The organism is Roseobacter sp. HKCCA0434 (assembly GCF_032464675.1).
Classification (GTDB): Bacteria; Pseudomonadota; Alphaproteobacteria; order Rhodobacterales; family Rhodobacteraceae; genus Pontivivens.
This window is the reverse complement of the sequence record NZ_JAWDKL010000052.1, coordinates 1-3248: the sequence shown is the minus strand read 5'-3', so window position 1 is coordinate 3248 and position 3248 is coordinate 1. Positions and strand designations below refer to the sequence as shown.

Here is a 3248-nt window from a genome sequence, read left to right as displayed (position 1 = left end):
CGCCCGGCGGCAGCGCGCGCGTCTCCCCCTCGGCGAGCGGAGCCCCCCCGACCACGACCTGCGCGGCCCCCGCTTCGTACCGTACCGAGACGCGGGGCGACGCGGCCTCTCGGGCGCGCCGACGCGCCTCGCATTCGTGGACGAGCGCCTCGATGGCCTCGACGGTCGCTGTGTCCGGACCCTCCTTCGCGGCCGCCCGATGCGCGATCCGCTCCTTGTCCGCCGCCTCGGCCTGTTCGAGACTGGCGGCGAGCCGTGCCCGCTCGCCCGCGGCGGCGGCGGCGCGCTCGGCCCTCTCCACCCGGCCCATCGTCTCCTCGGCGGCCTGTTGTTCGACGCGGCGGCTGGCCCGCGACGCTTTCGCCTCAGCCAGTGTCCTGCGGGCAGCGTCCGCCTTCGCCCGCGCCTCCTCATCGGCCGTTTCCGCGGCCGCGAGGGCCTTGCGCGCCTCGGCTAACTCCATGCGCAGAGCAACCCGTCGTTCGGCCTCCTCACGGGCGACCCGCGCGTTCTGCACCGCGAGTTTCGCCGTGGCCTCGACTCCCTTGAGGTCGCGTGCGCGCCCCTCCGCCTCCCGCAGCGCCGCCTCGGCCGCCTCCAGCTCGATCCGGCGCTTCTGCGCGAGGTCGGGGTCACGCAACTCCGCCAGTCGCTGCCGGTTTCGGTCCCGCGTGTCGAGATCGTCGCGCAGGCTCTCGACCAAGGCCGCCAGCTCCGCCTCGCGCGCCGTCAGATCCTGCACCTGCGTCTCGGCCTCCTTCCAGACGCCCGAGACCCGGCCCGTTGCGGTTTGATAGCGCGCCAGATCGGCCTCCACCCGGTCGCGGGCCCGGTCCATCCGTTCGCCGCCCGTCACGTCGTCCATCGCGCCAGAGATCGCGGTCAGCAGGTCGCGGCGTTCTGCCTTCTCCTGCTCCTCCGACTTCTTGGCGGGCGCTTGGAGCGATACGCGCCCCTGCCGCACCCACAGCAATCCCCCCGGACCGCCCGCATCGCCCGACACGAGCGCCGCGATCCAGTCCTCCGCCGCGTCATCCTGATGAACGAGGGTTCCCTCGCGCCAAACCCTGGCCGTCGCGCCGCGCAGCCACTCCTTGCGGACCCGCCAGTCCGCGCCCTCGTGGTGCAGTTCGCATTCCACCGCGACCTTGCCGCCGGAATGGGGCTGCAACGCCTTGATCTCCGCCTTGGCCGACCGGTGCGGCTGAAAGAACAGCGCGTGCAGCGCGTCGAACAGCGTGGACTTGCCCGCCTCGTTCGGTTCGCTGAGCAAGGTAACGCCATCGCCGATCGGACCGATCCGCACCGGGTCGGTGAAGCGGCGCACGTTGTCGAGCGTGATCGACAGGATCCTCATGCGCTCACCTCCGCCATGATGCCATGCAGCCGCCGCAGCGCCGCCTCGGCGACCTGCCTCTCCGCCTCCCCGACGGCGGATGACGCCGCCTCGCCCGCCAGCGCGTTCGCTGCTTCGCGCAAGGCGCCGCCGGTCGAGATCGCGTCGAGATCGGCCGCCTCCACCTCGGTCCCCAGACCGTCGTCGCGCAGTTCGAAATGACACAGCTCCGGACCGATCCGCTCCCCGAGGCTCGCGAGAGCCGCGGCCTCGCCCAGCCGCAACCGCCCGCGCGCCTCGACGCGCACCAGCATGTCGCGCCGCGCCCCATCCGGCAGCCTGTCGATTACCGCGCTCGCGGCATCGTCGCCCGGCAGCAGGTCGAGCGTGATCGTGCGCCAGTCGAACCGCCCGGTCTCGACCCGTTCGACCGCGGGGGGCGCGCCGGGCGCCGCGATCTCGACCAGGAAACAGCTCCCCCGGCCATCCTCGCCGAAGGCCGTCCGCTCCGGCGACCCGGCATAGGCCACGCGGTCGGACAGCCGCATCGCGCCGTGCCAGTCGCCCAGCGCCAGCCAGTCCAGCCGCGCGCGTCGGTCCCGGTCCGGCGCGATGACGTCGAGACCGGTTCCCGCCTCGCTGAAATCCCGAACCGGCCCGTGGGCGAGGCCCACCCGGATCGCGCCCGGCGGCGTTTCGGCGCCGTCCATCCAGGCCGTCGGATCGGAGGCGGGCCGACGCGTCGCCAGCGGCGCGGGCAGCAGCCAGGCCCCCGGCTGCATCTCGACCGGTTGCGCGTCGCGCAACACGCGCAGGTTGGGATAGCCAAGCGCCTCCATCGCCTCCCAGGTCGCGGCGGCCCCGTCCCGCGCGCTGAGGCTGTCGTGATTGCCCGGCAGCAGCCACCATGTCAGCTCCGACGCCTCGGCCATCTCGTCGACCGCGTGGCGCCAGGTCTTCGTCGCGGGGTTCGCCGAATCGAACAGATCGCCCGCGATCAAGACATGCGGGGCCGCGTTCTTGCGGGCGACCTCGATCAGCGTCCCGATCACACCGGCCCGTGCGGCGCGCAACGCCTCGTGCGCGGCGTGGTTTCCGAAAGGCTTGCCGAGGTGGATGTCGGCCGTGTGAACGAAGCGGATGGCGGTCATGGAATGTCCTTTCAGACGAATCGAGCGGGTGCGCAGTCCCTCATCTGCCATCGGACCCGGACAAAAGCTGTCAGGGGCCCCGGTGCAAGGCAACTCTTCCACCTTGACAAGTCGGAACAAACTGCGAACATCGTGGCAGTGCCTCGAAATCCGACCGCTGCCATCCTTCGACGATCCGCGCTAGGCCCTTGGGCTCCAATACCTGCACCGCGTCGCCCCACATGTAGAGATGCCAGGCCATTTCCAGCCAGCCTGAGGCCTCGAAACTGACGATCAGCGCGCCGTCCGGCTCACGCACGACACGCTGTCCGGGGTGGAACTGCCATTCTCCGGCCTGCGCCGCCGCCTCGGGAGCGAACCGCCAGGTCACGCGTCCATGGCGGGCGTCGTCATGGAACGAGCCGAAGGCCCGTGCGCTGTGTCGCGACAGAGAGAAGGCGGGATCCCTCGCGAACCAGGTCTCCGTCGCCTCGGGCGCCTCGATCCGGTCGAAGCGGAAATGCTTGTAGCCCTCGCCGCTCGCCGGTTCGCGCGCCACGAGGTATCGCCGCGCGCCGAGCAGCACGCCGTAGGGCTCCACCTCGCGCGGCTTGCCGCCATAGGTCATGCGCAGGCGGAACGGCCCCCGCAATGCCTGCGACACCGCCTCCAGCACGCCGGGGCGGATGGGCACCGCCGGACCGGGCCGCGCAGCCTGGCCATGCGCCTCCAGCAGCGCCTCGGCATCGACCTCGGCCGCGCGCGCGGCGGCGGCGGGCATC

The 3248-nt window shown here is 72.1% G+C and carries 3 protein-coding genes; all 3 read right to left on the bottom strand.

The genetic code is table 11. The features are described 5' to 3' along the window. Positions 1 to 1357 (bottom strand): AAA family ATPase (locus RX333_RS17150; protein WP_316016186.1); only part of this gene is annotated, 1357 nt, incomplete at its 3' end. Continuing rightward, positions 1354 to 2487: an exonuclease SbcCD subunit D gene (locus RX333_RS17145; RefSeq protein ID WP_316016185.1), complete on the bottom strand. Its 1134-nt coding sequence runs from the start codon at positions 2485 to 2487 to the stop codon at positions 1354 to 1356. The genes RX333_RS17150 and RX333_RS17145, both read right to left, overlap by 4 nt. A gap of 70 nt (positions 2488 to 2557) precedes the next feature. Continuing rightward, the coding region (locus tag RX333_RS17140; protein ID WP_316016184.1) for a WYL domain-containing protein at positions 2558 to 3248 on the bottom strand (691 nt) is incomplete at its 5' end.

Excerpts from the sequence above, each read along its gene's own strand:
- RX333_RS17145 (WP_316016185.1), bottom strand. The coding sequence starts at position 2,487 with ATGACCGCCATCCGCTTCGTTCACACGGCCGACATCCACCTCGGCAAG.